Origin of the sequence: Pseudomonas sp. L-22-4S-12 (assembly GCF_009799935.1) — a bacterium.
In the GTDB taxonomy this organism is placed as follows: Bacteria; Pseudomonadota; Gammaproteobacteria; order Pseudomonadales; family Pseudomonadaceae; genus Aquipseudomonas.
In genome coordinates, this window is the sequence record NZ_WELL01000004.1 from 56,051 (window position 1) to 78,151 (window position 22,101).

At 66.9% G+C, this 22,101-nt stretch carries 19 protein-coding genes and 1 pseudogene; 2 read left to right on the top strand and 18 right to left on the bottom strand.

The genetic code is table 11. The annotated features are described in order from the left end of the window. Nucleotides 1-2: 2 nt before the first annotated feature. From F3I16_RS11530 to F3I16_RS11540, 3 genes are all read right to left on the bottom strand, one after another. Complete coding sequence (locus F3I16_RS11530) at nucleotides 3-920, bottom strand: MoxR family ATPase (protein ID WP_160493770.1); 918 nt, start codon at nucleotides 918-920, stop codon at nucleotides 3-5. 87 nt (nucleotides 921-1,007) lie between these two features. Next, complete coding sequence (locus F3I16_RS11535; protein ID WP_160493771.1) at nucleotides 1,008-1,616, bottom strand: flavin reductase family protein; 609 nt, start codon at nucleotides 1,614-1,616, stop codon at nucleotides 1,008-1,010. Nucleotides 1,617-1,629: 13 nt separating this feature from the next. Further along, complete coding sequence (locus tag F3I16_RS11540; RefSeq protein WP_160493772.1) at nucleotides 1,630-1,914, bottom strand: hypothetical protein; 285 nt, start codon at nucleotides 1,912-1,914, stop codon at nucleotides 1,630-1,632. 245 nt (nucleotides 1,915-2,159) lie between these two features. Between F3I16_RS11540 and F3I16_RS11545 the strand changes: the two genes are divergently transcribed. Further along, nucleotides 2,160-3,164 (top strand): patatin-like phospholipase family protein, encoded by a 1,005-nt coding sequence (locus F3I16_RS11545; RefSeq protein WP_160493773.1) that lies wholly within the window; start codon nucleotides 2,160-2,162, stop codon nucleotides 3,162-3,164. A 78-nt stretch (nucleotides 3,165-3,242) separates the two neighbouring features. On the opposite strand, the gene F3I16_RS11550 is transcribed toward F3I16_RS11545, so the two are convergent. From F3I16_RS11550 to F3I16_RS11575, 6 genes are read right to left on the bottom strand one after another with little or no spacing between them, the layout of a single operon-like run. Beyond that, nucleotides 3,243-3,935: a response regulator gene (locus F3I16_RS11550; RefSeq protein WP_160493774.1), complete on the bottom strand. Its 693-nt coding sequence runs from the start codon at nucleotides 3,933-3,935 to the stop codon at nucleotides 3,243-3,245. After that, a complete protein-coding gene (locus F3I16_RS11555) occupies nucleotides 3,932-6,586 on the bottom strand; it encodes a sensor histidine kinase KdpD (protein WP_160493775.1) in 2,655 nt (884 codons plus the stop codon). The genes F3I16_RS11550 and F3I16_RS11555 overlap by 4 nt, the downstream gene beginning before the upstream one ends. Beyond that, nucleotides 6,583-7,158 (bottom strand): potassium-transporting ATPase subunit KdpC, encoded by a 576-nt coding sequence (gene kdpC / locus F3I16_RS11560; RefSeq protein WP_160493776.1) that lies wholly within the window; start codon nucleotides 7,156-7,158, stop codon nucleotides 6,583-6,585. Before kdpC ends, F3I16_RS11555 begins: the two co-directional genes overlap by 4 nt. A gap of 56 nt (nucleotides 7,159-7,214) precedes the next feature. Then, on the bottom strand, nucleotides 7,215-9,281 hold the full coding sequence (gene kdpB / locus F3I16_RS11565; RefSeq protein WP_160493777.1) for a potassium-transporting ATPase subunit KdpB: 2,067 nt from the start codon (nucleotides 9,279-9,281) through the stop codon (nucleotides 7,215-7,217). Between the two features lie 12 nt (nucleotides 9,282-9,293). Continuing rightward, nucleotides 9,294-10,994: a potassium-transporting ATPase subunit KdpA gene (gene kdpA / locus F3I16_RS11570; protein ID WP_160493778.1), complete on the bottom strand. Its 1,701-nt coding sequence runs from the start codon at nucleotides 10,992-10,994 to the stop codon at nucleotides 9,294-9,296. A gap of 8 nt (nucleotides 10,995-11,002) precedes the next feature. Beyond that, nucleotides 11,003-11,095: a potassium-transporting ATPase subunit F gene (locus tag F3I16_RS11575; protein ID WP_061904356.1), complete on the bottom strand. Its 93-nt coding sequence runs from the start codon at nucleotides 11,093-11,095 to the stop codon at nucleotides 11,003-11,005. 141 nt (nucleotides 11,096-11,236) lie between these two features. Between F3I16_RS11575 and F3I16_RS11580 the strand changes: the two are divergent. Next, a pseudogene (locus F3I16_RS11580) lies at nucleotides 11,237-11,362 on the top strand (DNA-binding response regulator); the annotation flags it as partial. A gap of 639 nt (nucleotides 11,363-12,001) precedes the next feature. Here the strand turns inward: F3I16_RS11580 and F3I16_RS11585 are convergent. From F3I16_RS11585 to sucC, 9 genes are all read right to left on the bottom strand, one after another. Beyond that, nucleotides 12,002-13,588 carry a YdgA family protein gene (locus F3I16_RS11585; protein WP_160493779.1) on the bottom strand — a complete coding sequence of 529 codons (1,587 nt, stop codon included), beginning with the start codon at nucleotides 13,586-13,588 and terminating at the stop codon, nucleotides 12,002-12,004. A 261-nt stretch (nucleotides 13,589-13,849) separates the two neighbouring features. Continuing rightward, nucleotides 13,850-14,932: an AI-2E family transporter gene (locus tag F3I16_RS11590; protein WP_160493780.1), complete on the bottom strand. Its 1,083-nt coding sequence runs from the start codon at nucleotides 14,930-14,932 to the stop codon at nucleotides 13,850-13,852. 58 nt (nucleotides 14,933-14,990) lie between these two features. Beyond that, a complete protein-coding gene (locus F3I16_RS11595; protein ID WP_160493781.1) occupies nucleotides 14,991-15,794 on the bottom strand; it encodes a DUF4892 domain-containing protein in 804 nt (267 codons plus the stop codon). Nucleotides 15,795-15,801: 7 nt separating this feature from the next. Beyond that, nucleotides 15,802-16,455, bottom strand: coding sequence for a glutathione S-transferase family protein (locus tag F3I16_RS11600; protein ID WP_160493782.1), 654 nt, complete (start codon nucleotides 16,453-16,455; stop codon nucleotides 15,802-15,804). A gap of 50 nt (nucleotides 16,456-16,505) precedes the next feature. Then, nucleotides 16,506-17,369: an alpha/beta fold hydrolase gene (locus F3I16_RS11605; RefSeq protein WP_160493783.1), complete on the bottom strand. Its 864-nt coding sequence runs from the start codon at nucleotides 17,367-17,369 to the stop codon at nucleotides 16,506-16,508. After that, complete coding sequence (locus F3I16_RS11610) at nucleotides 17,366-18,172, bottom strand: alpha/beta fold hydrolase (protein WP_160493784.1); 807 nt, start codon at nucleotides 18,170-18,172, stop codon at nucleotides 17,366-17,368. The genes F3I16_RS11605 and F3I16_RS11610 overlap by 4 nt, the downstream gene beginning before the upstream one ends. A gap of 136 nt (nucleotides 18,173-18,308) precedes the next feature. After that, entirely contained in the window at nucleotides 18,309-19,622 is a 1,314-nt protein-coding gene (gene brnQ / locus F3I16_RS11615) for a branched-chain amino acid transport system II carrier protein (RefSeq protein ID WP_160493785.1), read from the bottom strand. Between the two features lie 290 nt (nucleotides 19,623-19,912). Then, a complete protein-coding gene (gene sucD, locus F3I16_RS11620) occupies nucleotides 19,913-20,800 on the bottom strand; it encodes a succinate--CoA ligase subunit alpha (protein ID WP_160493786.1) in 888 nt (295 codons plus the stop codon). Beyond that, the gene (gene sucC, locus F3I16_RS11625; RefSeq protein WP_160081058.1) at nucleotides 20,800-21,966 is read right to left on the bottom strand and encodes an ADP-forming succinate--CoA ligase subunit beta; all 1,167 of its coding nucleotides are present in this window, start codon (nucleotides 21,964-21,966) and stop codon (nucleotides 20,800-20,802) included. Before sucC ends, sucD begins: the two co-directional genes overlap by 1 nt. Nucleotides 21,967-22,101 lie beyond the last annotated feature (135 nt).

A 22,101-nucleotide genomic window follows, 5' to 3' on the forward strand; every position in this document is an offset into this window, starting at 1 on the left:
GGTCAAACCGCCGGCACCTCGCGCAGCAGCCACTGCACCAGCGAGCCACCGCCGTGGCCGCTGGGGTCGGCGCGCTCGCGCAGGCGATGGCCGACCACCGAGGGCAGCACCGCCTGCACGTCTTCCGGGATCACGTAGTCGCGGTTGGCCAGGAAGGCCCAGGCGCGCGCGGCCGCCAGCAGCGCCAGGCTGGCGCGTGGCGACAGGCCCCAGGCGAACTGCGGCTCGCTGCGGGTCGCCTCGACCAGGCGCAGCACATAGTCGACCAGCGCATCGCTGGCGCGCACCTGGGGGATCAGGGCCTGGATCGCCGCCAGTTCGGCATGGTTGAGCAAGGGTTGCAGCCTGGGCAGCAGCTCGCGGCGGGTCTCGCCGAGCAGCAGGGCCTTTTCCGCGGCCTTGGCCGGGTAGCCGAGGGACAGGCGCATGAGGAAGCGGTCCAGCTGCGACTCCGGCAAGGCGAAGGTGCCGCCGGAACTCACCGGGTTCTGCGTGGCGATGACGAAAAAGGGCTCCGGCAGCGGCCGGGTGGCGCCCTCGATGGTCACCTGGCCCTCCTCCATGGCCTCCAGCAACGCGCTCTGGCTCTTCGGCGTGGCGCGGTTGATCTCGTCGGCCAGCACCAGCTCGGCGAAGATCGGCCCCGGGTGGAAGGTGAACTGCCCGCTGTCCTTGTCGAACACCGAGGTGCCGAGGATGTCGCCGGGCAGCAGGTCGGAGGTGAACTGGATGCGCTGGTAGCTCAGGCCGAGGATGCGCGCCAGAGCCTGGCTCAGGGTGGTCTTGCCCATCCCCGGCAAGTCCTCGATCAGCAGGTGCCCGCGGGCCAGCAGGCAGGTCAGGGCCAGGCGGACTTGCGGCTCCTTGCCCAGCAGAACCTCGTTCACCGCCTGCAGTACGTCATCCAGCTTGGTGCGCATGCGCCACTCCTTCTCGTCAGGCGCACGATGCTACTGTGCCGGCTCGCACAGGCATAGCCGGCGGCAATCTTTGTTGACGATTGCGTCCTAGCCCGGCCGCTGCAGGCTGAACAGCTCGCGGGTGCGGCAATACTGGCTGCCGCCCAGACGGCCGACCAGGTCCAGGCGCTGCGGATCGATGCGGCCCTGTTCGGTGAGCACCGCGTCATCGATATGCGCCAGCAGCACCTCGACGAAGATCAGGTGGCAGTTGGGCGTGGCCCGCGGGAACGGCTGTACTTCCAGCAGGCGGCATTCGAAGGCCACCGGCGCCCCGGCCACCCGCGGCGGGCGCACCCGCTGCGACGGCGTGCTGGCGATGGCGCAGCGCTCGAACTCGCTGACTCCGTGGGGCAGATGTGCGGCGCTGGCATTCATCGCCTCGGCCTGGGCGAAGGACACCAGCTGGATCACCAGCTCGCCGGTGTCCTGCACATTGCGCAGGGTGTCCTTGAGGCTGCCGTCGTCGCGCGAACCGACATTGATCATCAGGCTCGGCGGGTCGTCGCTGATCACCTGGAAGAAGCTGAACGGAGCCAGGTTGCTGACACCGTCCCGGGACAGGCTGGAAACCCAGGCAATCGGCCGCGGCGTGACCGTGGCGGCGAGCCAGCGGTAGGCCTCCAGTGCGCTTAAATCGCCGAAATCGAGCTGCATTCAATACCCCGCCTCAACGGCCGGCACGCGACTCGCGGATGTAGAAACGGGCCTTCTGCGCCTTGGCCGCACAGCCTTCGAACGCCTCGAACTGCTGCTGGGTCTTGGCCCCGGTCAGCAGCGACAGCGCCTTGGAGTAGCTGACCGTGCCGGCGAAGCCTTCGGCCTTGGCCAGATCCAGCTCGCGCCAGGCGGCATCTAGCTGGTTGGCGCAGCTGTCACGGTAGGCGGTCTTGCTTGCACCGGCGCAGCCGCTGATCAATACGACCAGCAGCGTCAGCAACGTGAGTTTCTTCATGGATAAAGCTCCTGAACGACTTGTGTCTAATGGAGTACTGCACCGCGAAAAAGTGCCTGAACAATCCGTATGCTGCCGCAGGTTTGCTGGCGGCACACCCGTACAGGCGAAAGCCGGCGCGCAGGGTGCCGCAAATCCTCGGCGGGCGCCAGGCTGGCGAGTGGCCATGGAAGAGTCTAGCAAATGCCGCCTTGGCGCCGCGCTGCGGCGCGGGTATGGTCAGGATAGGTGTATGGGGGATGGCAATGAGCAAGAAAGTCGCACTGGTACTGGGCTCCGGTGGCGCGCGCGGGTACGCGCACATCGGCGTGATCGAAGAGCTGGAAGCCCGTGGTTATGAAATCGGCTGCATCGCTGGCTGCTCCATGGGCGCGGTGGTCGGTGGCATCTACGCCGCCGGCAAGCTGCGCGAATACCGCGAGTGGACCGAGAGCCTGGACTACCTCGACGTGCTGCGCCTGCTCGATGTGAGCTTTCGGCTTGGCGCGATCCGCGGCGAAAAGGTCTTCGGCAAGATCCACGACCTCATCGGCGAGATCGACATCGAAGACCTGGCGATCCCCTACACGGCGGTGGCCACCGACCTGACCAACCAGCAGGAGATCTGGTTCCAGGAAGGCTGCCTGCACAAGGCCATGCGCGCCTCGGCGGCGATTCCCAGCCTGTTCACTCCGGTCACCCAGGGCAACCGCATGCTGGTCGACGGCGGCCTGCTCAACCCGCTGCCGATCGTGCCGGTGGTGGCCAGCCACTGTGACCTGATCATCGCCGTCAACCTCAACTCGCAGAACCAGAATCAGTACCAGCTGCCGGTGATCGAGCGTCCGGCGGTATTCAAGAACCGCATCGATCAGCTGATGGGTTCGCTCAGCTCGCGCCTGCCCTTCCTCAAACGCGAAGTCGACGAGGAAGAGGAAGGCGAACTGCTGGTGGAGAGCAACCCCTGGGTGGAACAGCCCACACCCCGCCGCAAGGCCGTTGCAGAGGCCGCCCCCAAGTCGGCCAGCAGCTCCCATGTGCTGAGCAATGTCGGCCCGGCGTCGCTGCTGGAATTGGTCAACCAGAGCTTCGAAGTCATGCAGGCCTCACTGACCCAGTACAAGATCGCCGGCTACCCGCCGGATATCCTGATCAATGTGCCCAAGCGCGCGTGCCGCTTCTTCGAGTTCCACAAGGCGCCGGAGCTGATCATGCTCGGCCGGCAGATCGCCAGCGACACCCTGGACAGGTACGAGCGCGAGCATCCGTAGGGTGGATGTCGCTTTGTATCCCCCATTGGCCGGGCTCGGTGGATCGATAAGGCGCGCTCCACCCTACTACCCCAACCACTACAGCTCGCGCAGGCGGTAGCCGACCCCGGCCTCGGTGACGATGAAACGCGGCGCTGCCGGGTCGTCGCCGAGTTTCTGCCGCAGATGGCCGACCACCACACGCAGGTAGTGGCTGTCCTCGACATGGGTGGGGCCCCAGATGTCCTTGAGCAGCTGGTGCTGGGTCACCACCCGGCCCAGGTGACGGGCAAGCAGGGCCAGCACTGCGTACTCCTTGCGCGTCAGCGCAACCTCCACCCCATTCAGGGTCACCCGCCGGTAGGCGAAGTCCAGGTTCAACGGGCCGCTGCTGACCACCGCTTCCTGCTGTTCTCCACTGCCGGCCTGGCGCAACAGCACGCGCACCCGGGCGAGGAATTCCTGGATGCCGAACGGCTTGCTCACGTAGTCGTTGGCGCCGCCATCCAGGGCCAGCACCTTCTCGCCTTCGCCGGCGCGCACCGAGAGCACCAGCACCGGCACCGCCGACCACTCGCGCAACTCGCGCAATACCTGCTGGCCGTCCATGTCCGGCAGGCCGAGGTCGAGAACCACCAGGTCCGGCTTGCCCAGCGCGGCCTGGGCCAGGCCCTCGGCGCCATTGCCGGCCTCCAGCACCTTGTAGCCCTGGGCGTTGAGGCTGATGCGCAGGAACTTGCGGATCTGCACCTCGTCGTCGATCACCAGAATGGTCGCGGGGTGGCCGTTCATGCGGGCTCTTCTTCCATCAGCGGCTGCGGGTGCAAGGGCAGGTGCAGGGTCAAGGTGGCGCCACGGCCCTCCAGGCCGTCGCCAACCGTGACCCGGCCGCCGTGGGCGCCGAGCATGCCCTGGCAGATCGCCAGGCCCAGGCCGGTGCCCTGGCCGCCGCGGTCGCCCCTGGCGGCGGTGTAGAACATGTCGAAGATCCTCTCGCGCTCGTGCTCGGGAATCCCCGGCCCCTGATCACTGACGGCGAAGCGCAGCTCGTCGCGATCGGCCTCCACCGTCACGCGCAGGCGCCCCTGGCTCGGCGAGAAGCGCGCGGCATTTTCCAGCACGTTGACCAGGGCCTGCTCGATCAGCGCCGCATGCACATAGAGCAGCGGCAGTTCGCCGGGGATCAGGATTTCGAGCTGCAGGGCGTCCAGCACCGGACGCAGCCGCTGCACGGCGCTGGCGACTATGTCCGCCGGCGCCACCCAGTCGCGCGCCAGCTTGAGGCCGCCGTGGCCCAGGCGGGTCATGTCCAGCAGGTTCTGGATATAGCGGTCGAGGCGCTCGGCCTCGTTGCGGGTGCCTTCCAGCAGTTCGCGCCGATCGGCCTGGGGAATCTGCTCGCCCAGGGTCAGCAGGCTGTCGATCGAGCCGCGCATGGCGGTCAGCGGCGTGCGCAGGTCATGGGACACCGAGGCCAGCAGCGCGCTGCGCAGTTCCTCGGTCTGCCCGTGCAGGCGCGCCGCTTCCAGGTCTTCGGCCAGTTGCGCGCGCTCCAGGGCCTGGGCCAGCGGCTGGCCGAGGGCGGCAATCAGGCGGCGCTGCTCCGGCGGCAGCGGCCGGCCATCCTTGGGGCTGACGCCGAGCAGGGCCAGCGGCCCCTCCTCGCCGGACAGCGGCCACCACCACCAGCGCCCGCCCGGCAAGGTACCGGTGCCCAGACCGGCCGGCTGGCCATGCTGCCAGGACCAGTCGGCGGCGGCGCGCTCCTGCTCGGCCAGCAGGCGCTGCACGCCGGCCTCGACCTTCCATACGCCGTCCGTGCTGCGCGCCAGCAGGCTGACATCCACCTGCGGCCACAGGGCGAACTGCTGCATCGCCGCCGCCAGCACCGCCTGGCGGTCGGTGGCGGCGGTCAGCCTGCGCGACAGCTCCAGCAGCGCCGTGGTTTCCGCCTGGGTTTCGCGCAGGGCCTGCAGCTGGCGGCGCTGGCGGGTCGCCAGGTTGCCGGTGAGGGCCGCCATCAGCAGGAAGAACAGCAAGGTCAGCACGTCCTCCTGGCGCTCGATGGTCAGGGTCAGGGTCGGCGGGATGAACAGGAAGTTGTAGGCCAGGAACGATAGCCCGGCACACGCCAGGGCCGGAGCCAGGCTACTGCGCACCGCCACCACCAGCACCGCGGCCAGGAAGATCAGCGAGATATTCGGCAACTCGAGAAAACGCGACAGGCCGAGCGCTACCGCAGCCGCCAGCAGCGTCGCCAGCACAGCCCGCAGGTAATCGCGCCAGGCCAGCGGCTGGCGGGTACGCGGCAGCGGCGGTGCCAGATCGGCCTCGGTATCCAGTACGCTGATTTCCAGGCCCTGACCCTGCCTGAGCAGGCGCTCGGCCAGGCCGAGGCCGAACCAGCGGCGGCGCAGGCGCTGGCGGCTGCGGCCCACCAGAATCAGGCTGGCGCGGCGTTCCCGGGCATGTTCGAGCAGGGTTCGCGCCACCTCGGTGCCGCGCAGGCTGACCACCTCACCGCCCAGGCGCTCGGCCAGTTGCTGCGCGGCCTGCAGATAGCCCAGGCGCTGCTCGTTACGCTCCTCGCCGGTGTCCACATGCACCACCGACCAGGGCAAATGGCGGCGCTCGGCGACCCGGCAGGCATGCCGCACCTGCCGCTCGGCCTGGGCATCGCCGTCGATGCCGAGCAGCAGGCGGCCACGCACGGTCGGCGCCTCCTGGCCCTGCTGGCGATAGCGCCGGTTGAGGTCGGCGTCGACCCGTGCGGCGGCCGTCTGCATGGCCAGCTCGCGCAGCGCGGTGAGGTTGGTCTGGCTGAAGAAGGCATCGATGGCCGCACGCGCCTGCTCCGGCACATACACCTTGCCCTCGCGCAGGCGTTCGAGCAGCTCGCGCGGCGGCAGGTCGATCAGCAGGATTTCGTCGGCCTCCTGCAGCACCCAGTCCGGCAGGGTTTCGCGCACCTGCACGCCGGTGATGTCGCGCACCTGGTCGTTGAGGCTCTCCAGATGCTGGACGTTGACCGTGGTGTAGACGTCGATGCCGGCGGCAAGCAGCTCCTGCACATCCTGCCAGCGCTTGGCGTGGCGGCTGCCCGGCGCATTGCTGTGGGCCAGCTCGTCGACCAGCACCAGCTTGGGCGGCTTGGCCAGGATGCCGTCGAGGTCCATCTCGCTCAGCGCCATGCCGCGATAGTCCAGGCGCTGCAACGGCTGCTGCGGCAGGCCGGCGAGCATCGCTTCGGTCTCCGCGCGGCCGTGGGTCTCGACCACGCCGGCGCGCAGATCGACGCCCTGGCGCAGCTGCGCCTGCGCCGCCTGCAGCATGGCGAAGGTCTTGCCCACGCCGGGCGCCGCGCCGAGAAAGACTTTCAGCCGGCCACGGTCTTCGCGAGGCATTTCGGCCAACAGGGCATCGGCGCGCAACGTGTCACTCATGGAGTCGTCTCATGGACAGCAATGGCACGATTGTCGGCTAGCGCCAGGTTCAGCGCCAGCACGTTGACCACGGCCGGCCCCACCAACGGGCGCTCGGTGTGTTGCTCGACCAGGCGTTCCAGGCTGTTCTCCGGTATGCCGCGGGCTGCGGCCACGCGGGCGATCTGCCAGCGCGCGGCCGCCGGCGACAGGTGCGGATCGAGGCCGCTGCCGGAGGTGGTAACCAGTTGCATCGGCACCGGCGCGGCGCCCTCGCCCGCCAGGCGCGAGGCCTGCGTGGCGATGCGTGCGGCCAGTGTCGGGTTGCTCGGTGCCAGGTTGCTGGCGCCGCTGGCCACGGTGGCGAAGCCGGCGGCGGACGGGCGCGCCTGGAACCACTGAGCTCCCTCGAAGCTCTGCGCCAGCAGCGTGCTGCCGATCACCTGGCCCTGGGCGTCGCGTACCAGGCTGCCATTGGCTTGTTCGGGGAAGGCCAGCTGGGCGATGCCGGTGATCGCCAGCGGATAGGCCACGCCGGTGATCAGGGTCATCAGGCCCAGCAGGGCGATGGCCGGGCGAAGTTGTTTGAGCATGATGTTTCTCCAGATTCGTTGACGCCCCCTCTCCGGCAGGGAGAGGGGGACAAGCCTCACACCAGCCCCAGGGCCACCAGCAGCACGTCGATCGCCTTGATCCCGGCGAAAGGCGCGAGGATGCCGCCCAGGCCGTAGATCAGCAGGTTGCGCCGCAGCAGGCTGGCCGCGTCCAGGGCCTTGACCCGCACCCCGCGCAGGGCCAGGGGGATCAGCGCGACGATGATCAGCGCGTTGAACACGATGGCCGAGAGGATGGCGCTCTGCGGGCTGTGCAGCTGCATCAGGTTGAGCGCGCCGAGCTGCGGGTAGATGCCGGCGAACAGCGCCGGGAGGATGGCGAAGTACTTGGCCACGTCGTTGGCCACCGAGAAGGTGGTCAGCGCGCCGCGGGTCACCAAGAGCTCCTTGCCCACCTGCACCACGTCCAGCAGCTTGGTCGGGTCCGAATCCAGGTCGACCAGGTTGGCGGCCTCGCGGGCGGCCTGGGTGCCGTCGTTCATCGCCAGGCCGACGTCGGCCTGGGCCAGCGCCGGGGCGTCGTTGGCGCCGTCGCCACACATGGCGACCATCTTGCCTTCGCCCTGCTCGGCGCGGATGCGCGCCAGCTTCTTCTCCGGCGTGGCCTCGGCGATGATGTCGTCGACCCCGGCCTCGGCGGCAATGGCGGCGGCGGTCAGCGGGTTGTCGCCGGTCACCATCACGGTGCGGATGCCCAGGCTGCGCAGCTCGGCGAAGCGCTCGCGGATGCCCGGCTTGACCACGTCCTTGAGGTGGATGGCGCCGAGCAGCTGGCCATCGCCGGCCACCAGCAGCGGGGTGCCGCCGCTCTGGGCGATCTTCTCGATCTCGCGGGCCAGGGTTGCCGGCACGGCGTCGCGCGCCATGTCCAGGTACAGCAGCACGGCGTCCACCGCGCCCTTGCGGTAGTTGTGGCCGTTCCAGTCGACACCGGACAGGCGGGTCTCGGCGCTGAAGGCGATGGCCTTGACCTCGCCCCGCGACGGTTCCTGCATCGGGCTCAGCGCCCGCAGGTACTCGACGATCGACTTGCCTTCCGGCGTGTCGTCGGCCAGCGAGGCCAGCAGCGCCGCATCGGACAATTCCTTGCCGCTCACCCCCGGAGCCTTGATCACCGCGCTGCAGCGGCGGTTGCCGAAGGTGATGGTGCCGGTCTTGTCCAGCAGCAGCACGTGCACGTCCCCCGCCGCTTCCACCGCGCGACCGGACTTGGCGATCACGTTGAGGCGCACCAGGCGGTCCATGCCGGCGATGCCGATGGCCGACAGCAGGCCGCCGATGGTGGTGGGAATCAGGGTCACCAGCAGCGCGGCCAGGTAGACCAGCGGCAGGTCGCCGCCGGCATAGCGGGCGAAGGGCTGCAGGGTGGCCACCACCAGCAGGAAGATCAGGGAGAGGCCGATCAGCAGGATGTCCAGCGCCACCTCGTTGGGCGTCTTCTGCCGCTTGGCGCCTTCGACCAGGGCGATCATCCGGTCCAGGGTCGACTCGCCCGGGTTGGCGGTGATCTTCACCAGCAGCCAGTCGGAGACCACGCGGGTGTTGCCGGTCACGGCCGAGCGGTCGCCGCCGGACTCGCGGATCACCGGCGCGGATTCGCCGGTGATGGCCGCTTCGTTGACCGCGGCGATGCCTTCGATGACTTCACCGTCGCCGGGGATCAGCTCGCCGGCCTCGACGCGCACGATGTCGCCACGGCGCAGGCTGCTGGCCAGTACGGTTTCGAACTGCGGGCCCTTCTGCCGGCGCGCATTGAGCCCCTGGCTGCCGGCCTTGAGGCTGTCGGCGCGGGCCTTGCCCCGCCCCTCGGCCAGGGCCTCGGCGAAGTTGGCGAACAGCACGGTGAACCACAGCCACAGGGCGATCTGCACGGCCAGCCCGGTGCTGACCCCTTGCGCCGGAACGAAGCACAGCAGCGTGGTGAGGATGGCGGTGATCTCCACCACCAGCATCACCGGCGAGCGCAGCAGCTGGCGCGGGTCGAGCTTGACGAACGCCTGGCGCAGTGCGGGTTTCCACAGCACGGCGAAGGAGGTTTTCGGCTGTTGCTTGTGCTTGGCGCCTTTCAGCACCTTGCTCTCGGGTTGAGTACGGGCATTCATCATGGTTCTCCCTTAGAAGCCCTGGAACAGTGTCAGGTGCTCGGCGATCGGGCCCAGGGCCAGCGCCGGCAGGAAGGTCAGGCCGCCGACCAGGAGGATGGTCAGGCACAGCAGGGTGACGAACAGCGGGCCGTGGGTCGGGAAGCTGTTGCCGTCCAGCGGCGCGCGCTTCTTCGCCGCCAGGCTGCCGGCGATGGCCAGGATCGGCAGGATGTAGCCGAAGCGCCCGAGCAGCATGGCCAGGCCGATCAGCAGATTGTGGTACGGGGTGCCCGCACCGAAACCGGCGAACGCCGAGCCGTTGTTGGCGGTGCCCGAGGTATAGGCGTACAGCGCCTGGCTGAAGCCGTGGGCGCCCGGGTTGCTGATCGAGGCCGCCGGGCCGTCCAGGCTCACCGCCAGGGCGGTCAGCACCAGCACGCCGAGCGGCATCACCAACAGAGTGGCGACCAGCAGGCGCACCTCGCGGGCCTCCAGCTTCTTGCCCAGGTATTCCGGGGTGCGGCCGATCATCAGGCCGGCGAGGAACACGGCGATCAGGACGAACAGCAACATGCCGTAAAGCCCGGCGCCGACGCCGCCGAAGATCACCTCGCCAAGCATCATGTTGAACATCGGCAGCATGCCGCCGAGGGCGCTGAAGCTGTCGTGCATGGCGTTGACCGAGCCGTTGGAGGCGGCTGTGGTGGTCACCGCCCAGAGCGCCGAGGCGGCGGTGCCGAAGCGTGCCTCCTTGCCTTCCAGCGAGCCGATCTGCTCGATCGACAGGCTGGCCAGGGCCGGATTGGGCTGGTACTCGGCCCACAGGGTCAGGCCCAGGCCGGCGACGAACAGGATCAGCATGCTGGCCAGGATGGCGCGGCTCTGGCGCAGGTCCTTGACGTAGTGACCGAAGCTGAACACCAGGGCGGCCGGGATCAGGATGATCGACGCCACCTCCAGCAGGTTGCTCCAGGCGGTCGGGTTCTCGAACGGATGTGCCGAGTTGACGCCGAAGTAGCCGCCACCGTTGGTGCCCAGCTGCTTGATGGCGATCTGGCTGGCGGCCGGGCCCAGCGGGATGCTCTGGTCGGCGCCCAGCAGGGTCTTGGCCTGCACATAGTCCATGAAGGTCTGCGGCACGCCCTGCCAGACCAGGAAGATGGCCAGCGGCACGCACAGCGGCAGCAGCACGTAGAGCACCGCGCGGGTCAGATCGACCCAGAAGTTGCCGATGCCGTTGCTCGACTTGCGCGCGATGCCACGGGCGAAGGCCACCAGGATGGCCAGGCCGACTGCCGGGCTGACGAAGTTCTGCACGCCGAGGCCGACCATCTGGCTGAAGTAGCTCAGCGCCGCCTCGCCGCTGTAGGCCTGCCAGTTGGTGTTGGTGACGAAGCTCACCGCGGTGTTGAACGCCAGGCTCCACTCCAGGCCCGGCAGCTGCTGCGGATTGAGCGGCAGCAGGTGCTGCAGCACGAGGATGGTGAACGGCACCAGCAGGCTGACGGTGCTGAAGGCCAGCAGCGCCAGGCTGTAGGTTTTCCAGTCCTGATCACGCTCGGGGTCGACCCCGGCCACCCGGTAGCACAGGCGCTCCAGCGGTTGCAGCACGGGGCTCAGCAGGGTTTTCTGCCCTTCCATCGCACGGAAGAAATAGCGCCCGAGAAACGGTGCCGGTAGCAGCACCAGCACGAAGAAGGCCAGAATCAGCCAGTAGTCTTGGACTTGCATGGGGCCTCCTAACTCTGCCGTCCGGCGCGCAGCAGCGCGACCAGCAGATAAATGAAAAGCCCCAGGGCTAGGCCCAGGGACACCCCGTCGAGAATGCTCATGTGTTTGCTCCGTTATGCGGTCTGCACCGCCTTGCCGACATTCTTCGCCCGGGGCGCGTAAAGGCGCGATTGCAGGCCCGGCGGGTCGGCATAAAGAATGCGTAAAGATCGCGTTGTATCGATACGGATACAGTGCCGACACGCTGCAAGCCGAGCGACCGCATCATCGGCCTGGAGCTGGGCGACGACTGCATGACCAAGCCCTTCGAGCCGCGCGAACTGGTGGCGCGCATCCACAGCATCCAGCGCCGGGGGCGCGACGACCGCGCCCCCGCGCAAAGAGGAGCCGCGCGCCGGCTACCGGTCGAATATCGGCAGCCAACTGGATCCGTCCGCCTGAGCGGCTGGACCGATGGCCGCGGGCTGATTCCGTGCTCTGGCACTCAGGGCAAGCGGGCCAGAAGCCCAACTGCCGAGGCCTGCATCGTTAGGTTTCGCACCCTGAGCCAAGCCAGGGTGTGTAATGGCGGCCAAGATCAGCAAGAAGCTCCCGCTGCCGAGAGCATGCTCCAGTGGGGACGGATTGATCCGCGATCGGAGCGCGCCAGCGGCGCCCTCCGCAAGGAGCAAGCCGCTCCCACGCCATAGCGCTACACGGCAACATGGAATGAATACAGCGCCAAACAAAAGGCTATGTACCTGTTACGCGTTGCTACGCCGCGCTGTTGTTTGGCTCAAGCGCTCGCGGTGGCTGCTCTGGCTGTTCGTGGGAGCGAATTCATTCGCGATCAGGGCCTACGCCGAGCTGCCTGTTTATCGCGGATAAATCCGCTCCCACTAAAGCTCGATGGCCTGTGCAACACGCTAATGGGACATAGCCAAACAAAACGGCCAACCGACCCGCTGATGCGGATGGGTTGGCCGTTGGGACCGGTGCCGCGGGTCGCCCCGCAGCCGCCTGAGCTATTACTGCTGCTCGGCGTCGCCATCGTAGGCTTCGTCTTCTTCCAGCAACTCACCGTCCAGCGCCGGGGCCTCGTCGTCCAGTGCCGGAGCGCCCAGACCACCACCCAGGCCGCCGCCCATGGCCAGGGCCATGCCGACGAACTCCTCGACGGTCATTTTCTTGCCGTTGAAGTCCACCTGGTCGTTGGCGTAGTGCAGGCTGGAGACGATGTCATTGCCCTGCAGGGTCGCCAGTTCGGTGGCCAGCAGCATGCCGCTGGCCATCTCGGTCATCATCTGCGCCTGACCGGCGATGGCCTCCTGGTCGGTTTGGCCGGAAATCGCCGCCTGGGCGCTGACCACGTCACCGATCATCGGTTTGGAGACCACCAGCTTGGCATCGAACTGGCTGATCAGCTGCTTGGCCAGCTCGGGGGCCGGCAGGTCGAGGGATGTCGGCTTGCCGATATCCAGGGCCAGCTTGAAGCTGCTCTCGCCATTGGCGGTCTTGAATGCCAGTTTCTCCAGGGCCAGGCCCGGCTTGCCGGCCAGCAGTTGTTCCAGATCGGCCTTGAGCTTGGCTTCCTGCTCGGCGGAAAGCTCCGGCATGCCGGTGGCGCTGCTGGTCTTCTGGTACTGCCAGTCGGCCTGCATCAGCTCGCCGTACAGCGCGATCATCGATTGCAGGGCCTTGCCGTCGAGGTTCTTCAGGCTCCAGACCATCTGCGAGCTGCCGATGTCGCGACCGTCATAGCTGATCATGCCGACGTCGTAGCTGTAACGGGCGGCGAGGAAGTCGCCGTTTTCCGAGGTCTCGTCGCGCTGCACCACATCCTTCAGCAGCAGCGGCTTGTTGTCGCTGCCGAGCGACAGCGCGATGGCCTTCAGGCGCACTTCGTTGCTGCCCAGATAGAACTCGCTGCTGCCCTTGCTCAGGTCGCTGTCCAGGCTGAGGTCCTGGAACTCGATGCTCATCGGCGCGTCGCTGAGGCTGGAAGTGACTTTCAGGCTGTCCATCTGGCCACGGCCGCTGACATCGCGGCCATCGGCGCTGCTGTCGATGTCGAGGGTCAGGCCGCTGAAGCTGAGGTGGGTGCTTTCATCCAGCGGCAGCTGCAACGGTTCCAGCTCCAGGGTGCCGCTGACGGAGCGGTCGTAACCCAGGCTGACCTGGCCATTGAGCGGCGATACGCCCTTGGTCGCGGCAAACCACTTTTCCAGTTCCGGGCTCTGCTCCAGGGCATAGCTGCTGCTGGCCATTACCGGCATCAGCTTGAAGGCCTTCAGGCGCGACAGCGGGAACGGACCATGCTCGATGCGGTCGTTGACCACCCACTCCAGGTTGCTCGGCAGCTCGCCGCCCTGCGGGCCGGAGAACTTGATGCGGTAACGCGCATTGCTGGTGAAGAATTGGCGATCCAGCGACAGCAGTTCGATCGATACATTGACGCCCAGGGCCGGCAGGGCCTTGGCCATTTCGTCGTTGGCTTGCTTGATCGAGGCTTCCAGCGTGGCTGGCAGTTGCTTGCCGGTATACCAGGCCCCGGCCGTGCCCAATGCCCCCAGGGCGACGATGACGCCTACAGCGATGCCTGCAGATTTTTTCATGAGATGACTCGCAGATTGTCCGTTGTGTTGTGTTGGTTCTTCCCTGCGTCCGCGGTCGGCCTCTGATGGAACGTTCCGCGGCCTGAGGCGGGGCGAGCTTGCGCTGCCCGGCTTGGGCTGCCAGGGCAGCCGAAAAGCCGGGCAAGGCTACCATTGGCCGACGCTCGCGACCAAGGCGGGTCGGCAAGAAATTGCGCAGGATGCCAAGCGGATCGAACAGGTGCAGGCTGCCAGGCGTGGTCGGATGACCACGCGTCGGGATCAGGCGCGATCGTCCTCGCGGGGCATGGCACTGGCCTGCGCCGACGCCTTCGGCACGCTGTTGACCCAGTCGCCCAGCAGGCTGAAGGCCACGGCCAGCAGGGTCGGACCGAGGAACAGGCCCATGAAGCCGAAGGCCAGGATGCCGCCGAACACGCCGAGCAGCACCACCACCAGCGGCAGGTTGCCGCCGCGGCTGATCAGGTAGGGCTTGAGCACGTTGTCCACACCGCTGATGACGAACATGCCCCAGATGCCGAGGAACACCGCGAAGCCGTATTCGCCCTGGCTGACCAGCCAGGCCGTGGCCGGTATCCAGACCAGTGGCGGGCCCATGGGAATCAGGCTGAGGATGAAGGTGACGATACCCAGCACCAGGGCACCCGGCACCCCGGCGATATAGAAACCGATCAGGGCCAGCAGGGCCTGGGCCGCGGCGGTGCCGATCACGCCGTTGACCACCCGCTGCACCGTGCCGGCGACCAACTCCTGATAATGCTCGGCGCGATCGCCGATCAGGCGCTGCAGCATGCTTTTCACGAAAGCCGCCATGCGCGGGCCGTCGCGGTAGAAGAAGAACACCAGCACCAGGCTCAGGGCCAGTTCGAGCATGCCGCCGCCGATCTGCGCGCTGCGCGCCAGCAACCAGTTGCCAACCTGGCCCAGATAAGGACGGATGGCGGCGAACAGGGCGACCCCTTCCTCGTCAACGCGATTCCACAGGCCGACCAGACGCTCGCCCACCAGCGGCAATTGACCCAGCCAGCCCGGTGGGTCCGGCAGGCCATCGACCTGGAAGCCTTTGAACAGCTCGGTGGCATCGCGGACATGGTCGGCCAGGTTGAAGCCCAGCCAGACCAGCGGCACCGCCACCAGGATCATCCAGCAGCCGGTCAGCACCGCGGCAGCGGTCGTTTCGCGGCCATGCAGCAGGCGGGTCAGCAGGCGCATCAGCGGCCAGCTGGCAAACGCCAGCACGGCGGCCCAGAACAGCGCCGAGAAGAACGGCGCCAACACCCAGGCACAGGCGCCCAGCAGCACCAGCAGGAGGATCTGCACCAACAGGCGGTCATTGTTCAGCATTGCAAAGGTCCTGGAAGAAGATCCCGATGGGCCAGCGGGTGGCCCGTTTCCCTATCATTCAACGTAATGGTTGCAGCAGCAGGCCACTGCCGCTCGGCACCCCCAGTTCCAGGCGAGTGGCGCGTACGCCTTGCTCCTGCAGGGCGGCCCGCCAGGCCGGCGCATTGACACCGGACAAACTGACCCGCAGGGTGCTGTCGAGGTTCAAGGTGCGCGCCAGCAATTCGCTCCAGGCCGCATCCGGCGCGCCCAGGTGCGGCAGGGCCAGCTGGCCCTGTTCGCGCAGCTGGCGCAGCAGCGTGGTCGCGCCGGGCAGCACCGCGGCCAGCGAAGTGTTGGCATCCAGCTGCTCCACATGCAGGTAGGCCCGGCGGTTGCCGCGGGTGATGCCATACAGGGCCAGCAGGCTGTCCTGCCGTGGCGCCGCCAGGTGCAGCAGCATGTAGCTCTGCCGCTCCTCCGGGCCGTACAGCTTGGCATTGGCGAAGATGGCGTTGGCCCACAGGCTGCTGGAGCCACACTCGCGCCCCTCGCACCAGTACAACAGCTGGGCGCCCTGCTCCAGCAGCGCCTGGCGGGCGGCGTTCAGCGCCTCGCGCGGCGCATGTTCGTCTGGCAGGCGGTAGGTCAGCGCGCGCAGGCGGCCCTCGGCCAGCACCTCCCCCTCCAGGCGCAACTGGCTACTGATGCGCTGCACCGCACCAAGCGGATAGCGACGTTCGAGGGTGGCGACATCCCGGTAGTCGACGATCTCGCTGCGCGCAAAGCGCGCGAGCACTTCGAGATCCTGGCTGCCGGGCAGGTCTGCGGCCAGCACCGGGGCGCTGGCGAGCAACAGGCAAAAACACAGTCTGGAAAGCATCCGGTCCTCAGCGTGTCAGCATAGTCTGCGCGGTCTTCACCAGCGCGTCATTGTCCGTGGGCCGTGCCGGCACCTGCAGGCCGCGCTGTACCGCCGGGCGCGCCTCGACCGCGGCCAGCCAGCGTTGCAGATGCTCCAAGCCATCCAGCGAAACCCCGGCCCAGTCATGCACCCTTACCCAGGGAAAGGTGGCGATATCGGCGATGCTGTAGTCGCCGGCCAGGTATTGCGCTTCGCCCAGGCGCGTATCGAGCACTTCGTAGAGGCGCCGGGTCTCATGCTGGTAGCGGTCGATGGCGCCCTGCAGCTTCTCCGGAAAATAGCGGAAGAACACGTTGGCCTGGCCCTGCATCGGCCCCACCCCACCCATCTGGAACATCAGCCACTGGATCGCCCGAGAGCGCCCCTTGGCGTCGGCTGGCAGCAGCTGGCCGGCCTTCTCGGCCAGGTAGATGAGGATGGCGCCGGACTCGAACACGGCGAAGCCGTCGTCGACGATGGCCGGGATGCGGCCGTTGGGGTTGATGCGCAGGAACTCGGGAGTCTTCTGCTCCTGCTTGTCGAAGGACAGCACGTGCACCCGGTACGGCAGCCCAAGCTCCTCGAGGGCAATGGAAACCTTATGACCATTGGGTGTCGCAGCGGTGTAGAGGTCGATCATGCGAGGCTCCAGTAACAGTCCAGCCAGCCTCGGCAGTTGTCAGGGGCAAGTCAAGTGACAGCGAAGAAACGATTGAAACAGTCTGCAACCTGCTGCGCGCAAGCCTCGTCATTGAGATGCAGGTGATGCCCGCCCGGCAGTTTGTGCACCTCGAACTGGCTACCCTCGATCAGCCCGGCGATGCGCGGCTCGACCGCCATATGCCCCTGCTCCGCCAGCACCAGGCTGACCGGGCACTGCACGCTGCGCACGAACTGCTCGACATGGGCGAAGGTCAGGCGCATCAGCGAGGGCAGGGTCAGGCGGATATCGGTGCGCCAGGTGTAACCGCCCTGCACCGGTTCCAGACCGCGCTGGGCGAGCAGCTCGGCGGCCTCGCGACTGACCGCGACCACGCCCTGCATGCGCGCCTGCACCGCACGCTCCAGAGTCGGGTAGACCGGCTTGCGCTTGTCGCGCACGGCCAGCCGCGCGCGCAGCGCATCGCCCAGGCGCTTGGCGGCGCCGTCGGCCTCGCCGGTGTAGGGAATCAGCCCATCAATCAACGCGATGCGCTCGATACGCTCCGGCACGGCGGCGGCCAGCAGGGTCGAAATGATGCCGCCGAGGGAATGGCCCATCAGGCTGAAACGCTGCCAGCCGAGCTGTTCGGCCACCAGCAGCACATCCTCCAGGTACTCCCACATGCTGTAGCTGGAGTTGGCCGCGTAGTGCCCGGAGTGGCCGTGACCGGGGAAATCCAGGGCGACGATGCGCAGGCCCTGTAGCCTGGGGGCCAGGCGCGCGTAAGTCATGGCGTTGTCCAGCCAGCCATGCAGGGCGATCACCGGGATGCCGTCCTCGGGGCCGAACAGGTGCGCGGCCAACTCCACATGCGGCAGGCTGAAACGGGTTTCCTCGACGCTGAAGGTCATGCGCTGCGCTCCATGTTCTGACCTTGCCAGCGGCTGAACAGTTCGCGCAGCAGGCGCGCGGTGTCCTGCGGACGCTCCAGGGGAAACATGTGCCCCCCCGGCAGGTTGTGGTATTCGCCCCTGGGCACCCGGTTGACCAGGCGCGCATGATGCGCCAGCACCACCCTGCTCTGCCGACCGCGCACCAGCGCCAGCGGCACCTGCAACTGCTGCGGGCGCCCCGGGCTGGTGTGCGGCACGCTGCGGTAGATGCTGATCTCGGTGGCCGGATCGAAGCGCAGGCGCAAGCCGTTGTCGTCGGGGCGCAGGCCGTGCTGCACGTAGGCATCCAGGCATTCCGGGTCGAAGCGGCTGAACAGGGTCTTGCCGGCGAAGTAGCGGCGCGCCTCGGCGACATCCTCGAACGCCTCCCGGCGGCCCACCGTGCGACCCGCCGGGGTAATCCGGTCGATAAAGCCGAAGCGCTTGGCCGCGCGGATCACCAGTTGGTCGACACGGGTCAGCAAGGGTGAGTCGAGCATCACCACGCCGCGATACAGATCGGGCCGGCGCAATGCGGCATGGTAGTGCAGCACACCGCCGAGGGAATGGCCGACACCCCAGACCGGCTGGTGCTGAGATTCGAGGTGGGCGATCAGTTCGTCGACCAGGTTCTGCCAGTTGTCGTCCACCGGGAAGCGCGGATCATGGCCGTGCTGCTCCAGGTGCTGCACCTGGTAGTCCGGTGCCAGGGCGGCAAACAGCTTGCCGTAGGTGGCCGAGGGAAAACCGTTGGCGTGGGCGAAGAATACCGATTGCGACATGGCGGCAAGCTACACAGGAAACATGCAGGAATTGTCCGGCAGAGCACGGCGGCCGGCAATCGGCGATCAGGCGTAGATGGGTGGCACAACCGCCAAAGAACAGCAGCGACGCGCCGCAAGGCGCGCCGCAGAGGGCTTAGCAGGCTTCTGCCTGCGCCGCACCGCACAGCCGGTCGGCTACAGCGGCGAGCAGCAACGTGACACCCACCGGCACCACCCAGCCCAGCCCCTGTGCAGCCAACGGCAGGTGGCTGAGGAACTGCGGCACCAGCGCCTGGAACCCGGCGGCGTTAAAGGCATCGGCCAGGCCGAACAGCAGGGTCACCAGCATCACCGGAATGAACACCCGCGGCGCCGAACACCAGAAGCGGCTGAGCAGGCTCAGGCCAACCAGCACGATGGCCAGCGGATAGAGGCCAACCAGCACCGGCACCGACACACTGATCAGCTGCGACAGACCCTGGTTGGCCACCAGCAGGCTGAACAGGCCGAACGCCAGCACCACCTTGCGGTAGGAAACCGGCAGCAACTCGCTGAAGTATTCGCCACAGGCGGTCAGCAGGCCCACCGCAGTGGTCAGGCAGGCCAGGGTGATCACCACTGCCAGCAGCAGGCTGCCCGGAGTGCCGAAGGTGTACTGCACATAGGCGGTGAGAATCTGCACGCCGTTCTGCGCGTCGCCGGCAATACCCTGGCTGGTGGCGCCGAGGTAGAACAGCGCCAGGTAGACCAGCGACAGGCCGGCCGCGGCGATCAGACCGGCGATCACCGAATAGCGCGTGACCAGGCGGCCATCGCTCACCCCATGGCCACGAATGGCGGTGGCGATGACGATGCCGAACACCAGCGCGCCGAGGGTGTCCATGGTCAGGTAGCCCTGCAGGAAGCCCTGCACCAGCGGCATGGCCTGATAGTCGGCATTGCTCTGGCCGATCTCGCCGGCCGGCGCCAGCAGGGCTGCACCGCCGAGTACCAGCAGGGCAGCCAGCAGCACCGGGGTAATGAACTTGCCGATACGGTCGACCAGTTGCCCCGGATTCAGCGAGAGGAACAGCACGGCAGCGAAATAGACCAGCGTATACAGCGCCAGAGCCAGCGGCTCGTTGCCGGCAAAGGGCGCCACGCCCATCTCGAAGGACACCACGGCGGTGCGCGGCGTGGCGAACAGCGGGCCGATGGCCAGGTACACCGCCACGGCAAACACCGTCCCGGCCTTGCGCCCCAGCGGCGCAGTCAGGCTGTCCATGCCCCCACCTACGCGGGCCAGAGCCACCACGGTGAGCAGCGGCAGGCCGACGCCAGTGAGCAAAAAGCCCAGCGCGGCGAGCCACACGTTGTCGCCCGCCGCCATACCGGCGCTGGGCGGGAATATGATGTTACCGGCGCCCAGGAACAGGGCAAAAGTCATGAAGCCAAGGGCCAGGAGGTCGAGGCTTTTCAGGCGAGTCATAGCAGGAAGTACCACAGGCAGGATTTCAGGGAAAAACAGCAGGGTTTCCGCTGGGTTGGGAAACGTCACCGCCCCGGTTCGGGGGCTGTCACTCAGGTTTCACAGCCGGCCCTTTTGGGGCTTGGCAGGAAATAGTTGCAAGACTAACGATTTTTCCCAGACCTCGCGGCGGGCAGCGGTCGAACTGTCGTTCAGACGCAAAAAACTGTCGCCTCGACACAAGTTGCTGACCGAGCCGGCAGAAAAGAAAAAGGCCACCCGAAGGTGGCCTCTTTCCGATCAAGTCAGCCTCAGGCCTTCTTGACTTCCCAACCGGTCAGCTCGGCCAGGGCCTTGCCGATGTCGGCCAGGGAACGCACGGTTTTCACACCGGCGTCCTGCAGGGCGGCGAACTTCTCGTCCGCAGTGCCCTTGCCACCGGAGATGATGGCGCCGGCGTGGCCCATGCGCTTGCCGGGCGGCGCGGTGACGCCAGCGATGTAGGACACCACCGGCTTGGTCACGTTGGCCTTGATGAAGGCAGCGGCTTCTTCTTCGGCCGAACCGCCGATCTCGCCGATCATCACGATCGCCTCGGTCTTCGGGTCTTCCTGGAACAGCTTCAGGATGTCGATGAAGTTGGAGCCCGGGATCGGGTCGCCACCGATGCCGACGCAGGTGGACTGACCGAAACCGGCGTCAGTGGTCTGCTTCACGGCTTCATAGGTCAGGGTGCCGGAACGCGAGACGATGCCGACCTTGCCTGGCAGGTGGATGTGGCCCGGCATGATGCCGATCTTGCACTCGCCGGGAGTGATCACGCCCGGGCAGTTCGGGCCGATCAGGGTCACGCCCAGCTCGTCGCACTTGACCTTGGCTTCCAGCATGTCGATGGTCGCGATGCCTTCGGTGATGCAGACGATCAGCTTGATGCCGCCGAAAGCCGCTTCCAGGATCGAGTCCTTGCAGAACGGAGCCGGAACGTAGATCACCGAAGCGGTGGCGCCAGTCTGCTCGACGGCTTCCTTGACGGTGTTGAACACCGGCAGGCCCAGGTGGGTGGTGCCGCCCTTGCCCGGGGTCACGCCGCCAACCATCTGGGTGCCGTAGGCGATGGCTTGTTCGGAGTGGAAAGTGCCCTGCGAGCCGGTGAAGCCCTGGCAGATGACTTTGGTGTCTTTATTGATCAGGACGCTCATTACTTGCCCTCCGCAGCTTTGACGACTTGCTCGGCAGCGTCGGTCAGGCTGGTTGCCGCGATGATGTTCAGGCCGCTTTCGGCCAGGACCTTGGCGCCCAGTTCAGCGTTGTTGCCTTCCAGACGAACCACGACCGGAATCTTCACGCCGACTTCTTTCACGGCGCCGATGATGCCTTCGGCAATCATGTCGCAGCGAACGATGCCGCCGAAGATGTTGACCAGTACGGCCGCAACATTGCTGTCGGACAGGATGATCTTGAACGCTTCGGTCACGCGCTCTTTGGTCGCGCCGCCACCTACGTCGAGGAAGTTGGCTGGCTTGCCGCCGTGCAGGTTGACGATGTCCATGGTACCCATGGCCAGGCCGGCACCGTTGACCATGCAGCCGATGTTGCCTTCCAGGGCCACGTAGTTCAGTTCGAACTTGGCAGCGTGGGCTTCGCGCGGATCGTCCTGCGACGGGTCATGCATGGCGCGCAGCTTCGGCTGGCGGTACATGGCGTTGCTGTCGATGTTGATCTTGGCGTCCAGGCAGTGCAGGTTGCCGTCTTTCTTGATGACCAGCGGGTTCACTTCCAGCAGAGCCAGGTCGTAGTCCTGGAACAGCTTGGCCAGGCCGACGAAGATGTGGGTGAACTGCTTGATCTGGTCGCCTTTCAGGCCCAGCTGGAACGCCAGCTCGCGGCCCTGGTACGGCTGCGCGCCAACCAGCGGGTCGATGGTGGCCTTGAGGATCTTCTCGGGAGTGTCGTGGGCGACTTTCTCGATGTCCACGCCACCTTCGGTGGAAGCCATGAACACGATACGGCGGCTGGAACGGTCGACGACGGCGCCGAGGTACAGTTCCTTGTCGATGTCGGTGCACGACTCGACCAGGATCTTGCTGACCGGCTGACCATTGGCGTCAGTCTGGTAGGTCACCAGACGCTTGCCCAGCCACTGGGCGGCGAACGCCTTGGCGTCTTCCTTATTACGCACCAGCTTGACGCCGCCCGCTTTGCCGCGGCCGCCGGCGTGCACCTGGGCTTTGACAACCCACTCGCTGCCACCGATCTTGTCGCAAGCCGCAGCTGCGTCTTCCGGGGTGTCAACGGCGAAACCAGTGGATACCGGCAGGCCGTACTCAGCGAACAGCTGCTTACCCTGATACTCGTGAAGATTCATGCTTATCTACCGTTCTTCGTTTAGGTATTGCGCATTCGACGCTGCGCTCGAAGGCGCCGCGCCACCTTTGACTGCTCTGGTTAGCAGTCCAGGCGGACATTCCTGCGCCAGGCCGTGTAGGTCTGCCGCGGGCCG